This window comes from Cupriavidus basilensis, assembly GCF_029335485.1.
Classification (GTDB): Bacteria; Pseudomonadota; Gammaproteobacteria; order Burkholderiales; family Burkholderiaceae; genus Cupriavidus; species Cupriavidus basilensis_E.
Genome location: NZ_JARJLM010000006.1, coordinates 44,172 through 50,293 on the forward strand (window position 1 = coordinate 44,172; position 6,122 = coordinate 50,293).

Sequence of the window (6,122 nt, forward strand, 5' to 3'; positions counted from 1 at the left end):
TCGGACCAGCACCAAGCGCCTTTGCTGTGCTTTGCTGGTAGGCATCGCTCGATCGTCACCCCACGGATGGCCCGCGCTGCCGCCCCATTGCTCATGACACCCCACTGCCGCTCACCGTCGCGGCAATCTGCTGCTCCAGCCGCTGTTCGATCACCGGCTTCCACGGCACCAGCGAGAAGCCCAGAGGCCTTGATCCGGTCCGCTGCGCGTGCCGTGCTCGCACAATCCGCGGTGCACCGTCATTGACCCGTCTTCGCACATGTAAACCGGTCAGTTGCGTGTGGCAATCGTCAATGCCGTCTTGGCGCGGACGCACCGGCAGGCGATACTCCAAACGCTACTTGTGGACATCGCGTCCGCGCAGCCTTCATCGGCCGCTTCGGCTGCCCTGAAGTCCAGCTTCGCTGGCGTCGCAGTCGTTACCTGCCTTTGAGCGATCCGGCCTCCGTCGGGTCAGGTCCTTTCCGTGACCTTGTGTTGGGCTCTGCCACCTGGCTGAGTCCTGTCCTTGCCGCACGCCCCACGGGTCGAGCGGCAACGATCCGAGGGCTCCGCTTCGCCAGACGTGGGAGCCTTCATATCGCGCGTCAACCGACGCGTGCCGAGCCGCCCTGCCCTCCGGCAGAGCATCCCTGGCGGGGAACCCCAAGTTCCCCGCCAGGGATGGGTGTTCCCATTCATTCCTGAAGGAGAACACCATGTTCGCAAACCCTGAGTTCAACGCGTCGCGTCCGATTGCTGTGCTGTTGGGAGGTTCCGGGCATGCCCGGCCGCCCGTGGCCCATGTATCGGTCGTTCCCGCGTTGCTGAAGCCGCTGCCTGACGTTGATCGACGTTCCGGCACCGCCTCCGAGCCGTGCGCGGAAGCGGCCTGATCATGCCGATCGGCCTCTACCGCCGGCGCATCGCCGAAGGCATCGGTCAGGCCAGCGTGTCAGCGCACCCGCGTCAAGTGTGCGGGTAGCGGGACGCCCTTGGCCTTCGCCATGGCCATGGCGATCTTTTCCAGCAGATCGGGACGTCCATCGTTCACCGCATCGGCCCACTGTGTCAATGCGAGTGCGATGTCGTCCCGTGTTCGCGCCCTGTCGAAGTCGAGTCCGAGTTTTCGGAAGCCCTCGATTTCGTCGGGCGTGAACCGTCGCGTGTCGCCTGCACGGAGCATGTGTGGGAGGCCCTTGTCGTGTGTGTGCTTAGCATAGCTGGCGCATGCTTTCCTTCAACCCGTGAGAGTCCACCACCTCCTCGCGGGGGACTGGTGTGGCCTCCAATTTACTGGAGAAACACCATGTCCTTGGAGAAAACTCGCCCTCGCTCCCGACGCGCCAGCGTCGACACCGAGGAAGAGAAAGCCTGGGTCGGCTTCTACCGACGCGTGCGCAGCGATGCGTCCATCGCGGCGGAGGTGCTGTCCCAGCTCGATGCAGACCCGGAGATGAAGCGCCAGCACCTGGCGCTCTATCTGTGCTGCAAGGAGAGTCTGCGCGAAGCCAAGGCACGCCAAGCCCGCAACAAACGGGTCGGGCAGTTTGTCCGGTCGATGTTCAGCGCACTGTTCATACAGTTCCCGCGTCTGACGCGCCGACGGTTCGAACGCGGTGCCGAACTGGCTGCCGAATGCCTGCCTGAAGCCATGCCCGAGCCTGCCCAAGCGCAGACACGACGCTTGGCGCCCAAGCGGGAGTTCGCGGCCAAGCGAACAGCCTTCGACCAGCAGCAGGCGGAGCCTCAAGCCGACGCGCTAGCGACCAGCCCCGCGCCGTCGTCACGGGCAACCGCCTGAGCAAGTGACACCCGGCCCGCAAGCCGCCTGGTATGTCCCGGGTCACGGGACATCGAAGCCGTCGACGCCCGCGCCCGCCCTACTCGGTGGTGCGTGTGGCGCGCGACCTTCTCCGATCGCGGCTGCAGGGATCTATGGAGCTGATTTCCGGTTGGTAGGATGTCCGACACGCGCCCTGGGCTCAGGTGGACGCCAGCATTGGGCGTACTCCTCGTCAATGAGCCAGTGCAGGAACCGTGTCTCCCTCGACGCGCCCCAGTAGTGCGCCTTGCACCGGGCGATATAAGCGTCCAGATCGGCGAGCGTGCGAATTCCGGCCGGCTCGAAGTCGGTGATTTCATGGAAGCGCTCGATCTCCCTGCGGGTCAGGCGTACGTGGTTGCCGAGGCGAAGCATGGCCTTGTATCCAATCGATTTCGCTGGCCATCTTGAACCCATTCACGACGCGTGTCGCGTATTTGACAAGCGATTCTCAAAAGATATTTCTGCTGCGATTGGACCCGAATCCAGTCTCACTACAGTGCGATTTTGTAGTCGATCAGGGATCTGATTGCCGTCATTGCATTGACGCAATGCCAAGGTGGCGGCTTGCAGCTGCCATCCATTTCCAGGCCGCCTGCCGGCCTCCATTCCCGTCGGGACACCATCCCTGCGGGATCGCGTGTTCCCGCTGCCATCACAGGAGAACACCATGGACTATTCCACCGTTTCCCGGGCCGAACTCGTCCGCGAGCTGCTGGCGCCCTCTGTCGGTATCGAGACATCCTACGTTGGCGAACTGCAGGCCCTCCAGCCCACCGATACCGCAGTTCAACAAATCCTTGCCCACCGCCTCGGCGTCGCCAGAGAACTGCTCTTGCGCGATCTGCACGAGGATCTGCGTGACAGTCCGATCATGTCCTCGCCACAGGCCTTGCGCGACTGGCTGCGCCTGCGTTGCGCCGGCCTCGAGCACGAAATCTTCCTGGTGGTCTACCTCGACTGCCGCCATCGGGTCATCGATATGGAGGAGCTGTTTCGCGGGACGCTGACCCAAACTTCGGTCTATCCACGCGAAGTGATCAAGAGCGCACTGGCCCACAACGCGGCTGCGATCGCGATCGCGCACAATCACCCCTCAAGCGGCCAGCCGCGGCCGAGCCGGGCAGACGAAGTACTCACGCAAACCCTGCGCAGTGCCCTGGCATTGGTGGACGTGCGACTCATCGACCACTTTGTGGTCAGCGGCGACGAGGTGGTCTCTTTTGCCGAATGTGGCTTACTGTAGAGGCCGCAGGTTACAGGATGCTGAACAATGTCGTGACCGGCGCCTCCAGGTATTGGAGGACGCCGGGCTGTCGTTGGGGATGTCGAGATCGCAGTATGGGTTGCGCTGCGGCTCGCCGCCTGCATGAGTCACTATTGCCCTTGAAAGGAGGCGCCACTCATGGAAGCAAGCACCGCGAGCCGCCTGCGTGAGCAGGCCGAATTCCTGGTAGCCCTGTCCACCCGCCATCTGACGCCGAACACCCGCTTGAAGCTGGCGAACGACGATCTCTCGGTCAATGCCTACCCCAACGAATTAGGCGGCTGTGTCTATGTGGGGACCCTGTGCTACCGCACTCCCGACGAGCCGGGCCTGGCGACGATCTTCGAGGTCGCGGAACTCGCCGGCGTGGTTTGGCTGAAATTCGACCCGGAAGCCGAGTTGATCGATGGACTGCCGATCTTCGATCGGATTAATTTGGGCTGCTGACAAGCCATCGTCCGGCGCCGCCGCGTCCAGGAGCGCCATCGGCTCCGGAAGGACGGCGGCCGGACGACAATGGCCCCGCCCTGGCGATTCCGCGGTTCCGACCGTCAGCCCACTCATACGCCAGGCGCACTCATCGCGGTGAGGTCGATCACGGCATCGGCTAGTTCCACCAGCTCCGGCGTCTGCGACACGAAGAACTCACGTTCGTAGCCACCGAGGCGCAGCACCTCTCGCTTCATCGCCATGAACATGCGCTTGCGCTGCGAATCGAGCGCGCCGTCGGCCTCGTCCGTGAAGATCGTGCTGTAGCCGCGGCCGGTGTGCCTCGCCAGATAGAGCGCAATCGCCCGCGTCAAACAGGCCTCGATGAAGGTCTTCTCGCCTCCGCTCATCAAACCGATGCTCTTGCTTTCCCCGGTCTCGCCGTCGTAGACGATGATGTCGAAGCCCTCTTTCTGATCGCCCTTGGCCGTCTCCACGAGGGTCTGGATGGACACCGTGAAGCGCGGCCCATAGCAGGCCAGCAGCAGGTCATTCGACAGCCCCGACAGGGCCGGGCCCGCGTCATCGATGGCCAGCGCGATCAGGCCGTCGTTGCTCATGCATTTGGCAAACAGGTTCCAGGCGCCCAGCTCGGTCTCGATCCGCGCCATGCGCCCTGCGACTTGGGCCTGCCGACCGGTCAGCGCGTCGGCTTGGCGCCCCAGGGCGCTCAGGGCTTCGGCATCCTGGACGGCACGCAGATGAGCCTGTTCGGCAGCCGCGAGCACCTGGGCTGCCGACGCCATCGCCGACTGGGCCTGCGCCAACGCTTGATCGTCGAAGGGAGGCGGCAATGCCAACAAGGCCTGCTCCAACCGATCCAGGGTAGCCCGGTAGTGTTTGGCCTGCTGTTCTCGTTGGCACGCGATAGCCCGGCGCCCGGCTTCTACCTGCTGGCGTTCGGCAAGCTCGTCGGCGGTCTCCGCCGGCGCCTGCCCGTCGGCATCCCGCGGCCCGATCGCCGCGAGTTCGCGTTCCAGTTCAGCCAGCGCCGCCCGCGTCCGGTGCATTTCTCCGGCCTGGGCCGCCAGCAGGGCCAGTCGCGACGCCCGTTCCCGCGCCCCCTTGGCCCGACGCTCGGCCTGCAGCAAGGCCGTTGGTGCATCCGCCAGCGATACGAGTTGGCGCTGCGAGGCTTCCCGCTCCTGCTGAGCCACCATCCGGTCCCGCGCAAAGCGCCGGATCGCGCCCTGCGCGCTGGGCAGCAGGGCCTGCGCTTCGCGCGCATCGCCCAACAGCTTGCAGCACCCTTGCAGATCCGTGCCGGCACACGGCACTTCCTCGGTCAGCCCGAAGCGCCGCGCCAGTTCATCCGCCTTGAGCGCGGCCTGTCCTGCTTCGCGCTCGATGGCGACAAGTTTCAGCGCGGCCGCACGCTCCGCGGCCTGGACCTGGGTCAGCTGCGCGACCCGCTGCCGCGCACCGTCAACCCGCGCAAGGCGCTGACCCGCCACGTATTCCGCCAAGGTCCGAAGCCGCGCCGCCCTTGTCACCACGGCCTCCGCATCCAGCACCGCCAGGCATTGCCGCCGCTGGTGCTCCAAGACCTGCCGACGGTTGCGCGCCTGGGCATGCCGTTGCGCGATGCGCTGCTCCAACCGTGTCAGGCGCTGCGCTTCCGTCTGTTCCTGGGCCTTCAAGGCTTCGATGGCCTGCTTGCCCGCCCGGATCACGGAGCGGCATTCACCCTGCAGCTGCGTGCGGCGCGCCTCGGTGGCCCGCGACTGGTCGGCCTCCGCAGACAGCCGAGCGCAGCGGGTGCGGCATTCTTCCAGCGCGCCCTGCGCCACCTGCCGCGCCGTCATGCCGAGGCGCACGCGCTCGCCGGCGCCAGCGAGCCGGCGGCGTTCCTCGTCGACGCGTCTGGTCTCGTCGGCCAGGCCTGCCTGCTCCTGACGGATGGCCGCGAAGGCCGCCCTGAGCAGCCGCGCCGTCTCCGCCGCCTTGCGTCCCAGCGCCTGGATCTCCTCCTGCCCCAGCAGGTCGGCCAGCAGGGTCTTGATCTCGGCGTTGCGGTAGCCGCTCAGTTGCCGCTTGCCTTGGGCCGCAAACACGGAGGTGAAGAAGGTATCGGCACTGCCGCAGATGGCCTCGACGCAGCGTGCGTAACCGTCCACCTTCCCATCCGCCACCGTCCCATCGTCCAGCACCACGGGCTTCCAGGCACCATCGCCGGCGAGTTCGAAAAGGAAGGCCTCGGTCCGTCGCCGGCCGTTGAGCCGAACCACAACCTGGGATCGGTAGCTGAGCCCGCCATGAGCCCAGATCAGGTCCTTTTCGTTCTCGGGAAGGTAGACATGGTCATAGTAGGAAAACCCGCCCGGCCCGGCCTGCGCGGCGCGCGAAGGCATGGTGAGATACGGGTGCATGTTGTCGATCACGGTGGTCTTGCCCCGGCCATTCGCGCCGGCAATGGCCACCAGGGCAGCGCCATCGGCCAGCCGCTCGAAGTCCAGCGTGAGCGTGTCGCGCCCCAGTCCGTCGCGGATGCCGCGAAAGCCCTTGAGGGTGAGTTGAAGCGGTTGCATGGTCATACCTCGCAATTCAGGGATGAATGTCCTA

Annotated in this window: 9 protein-coding genes; 5 read left to right on the plus strand and 4 right to left on the minus strand. The window is 65.6% G+C overall.

The genetic code is table 11. The features are described 5' to 3' along the window. Nucleotides 1-91: 91 nt before the first annotated feature. Nucleotides 92-334: a hypothetical protein gene (locus P3W85_RS00535; RefSeq protein ID WP_276263338.1), complete on the minus strand. Its 243-nt coding sequence runs from the start codon at nucleotides 332-334 to the stop codon at nucleotides 92-94. Nucleotides 335-698: 364 nt separating this feature from the next. Between P3W85_RS00535 and P3W85_RS00540 the strand changes: the two genes are divergently transcribed. Continuing rightward, entirely contained in the window at nucleotides 699-875 is a 177-nt protein-coding gene (locus tag P3W85_RS00540; RefSeq protein WP_276263330.1) for a hypothetical protein, read from the plus strand. A 59-nt stretch (nucleotides 876-934) separates the two neighbouring features. Here the strand turns inward: P3W85_RS00540 and P3W85_RS00545 are convergent, their stop codons facing one another. Continuing rightward, entirely contained in the window at nucleotides 935-1,165 is a 231-nt protein-coding gene (locus P3W85_RS00545; protein ID WP_276263331.1) for a hypothetical protein, read from the minus strand. Nucleotides 1,166-1,288: 123 nt separating this feature from the next. On the opposite strand from P3W85_RS00545, the gene P3W85_RS00550 reads away from it, so the two are divergent. Beyond that, a complete protein-coding gene (locus tag P3W85_RS00550; RefSeq protein ID WP_276263332.1) occupies nucleotides 1,289-1,783 on the plus strand; it encodes a hypothetical protein in 495 nt (164 codons plus the stop codon). Between the two features lie 132 nt (nucleotides 1,784-1,915). Here the strand turns inward: P3W85_RS00550 and P3W85_RS00555 are convergent, their stop codons facing one another. Next, the gene (locus P3W85_RS00555; RefSeq protein ID WP_276263333.1) at nucleotides 1,916-2,179 is read right to left on the minus strand and encodes a hypothetical protein; all 264 of its coding nucleotides are present in this window, start codon (nucleotides 2,177-2,179) and stop codon (nucleotides 1,916-1,918) included. Between the two features lie 295 nt (nucleotides 2,180-2,474). On the opposite strand from P3W85_RS00555, the gene radC reads away from it, so the two are divergent. Together radC and P3W85_RS00565 are read left to right on the plus strand one after the other, a co-directional pair. Continuing rightward, nucleotides 2,475-3,050 carry a RadC family protein gene (gene radC, locus P3W85_RS00560; protein WP_276263334.1) on the plus strand — a complete coding sequence of 192 codons (576 nt, stop codon included), beginning with the start codon at nucleotides 2,475-2,477 and terminating at the stop codon, nucleotides 3,048-3,050. 159 nt (nucleotides 3,051-3,209) lie between these two features. Beyond that, a complete protein-coding gene (locus P3W85_RS00565) occupies nucleotides 3,210-3,518 on the plus strand; it encodes a hypothetical protein (protein WP_276263335.1) in 309 nt (102 codons plus the stop codon). A gap of 113 nt (nucleotides 3,519-3,631) precedes the next feature. Here P3W85_RS00565 and P3W85_RS00570 read toward each other — a convergent pair whose 3' ends face one another. Continuing rightward, entirely contained in the window at nucleotides 3,632-5,941 is a 2,310-nt protein-coding gene (locus tag P3W85_RS00570; protein ID WP_276263336.1) for a DNA repair protein, read from the minus strand. Here P3W85_RS00570 and P3W85_RS00575 point away from each other — a divergent pair. Continuing rightward, the coding region (locus P3W85_RS00575) for a hypothetical protein (protein ID WP_276263337.1) at nucleotides 5,924-6,122 on the plus strand (199 nt) is incomplete at its 3' end. The two genes, P3W85_RS00570 and P3W85_RS00575, sit on opposite strands and share 18 nt — an antisense overlap.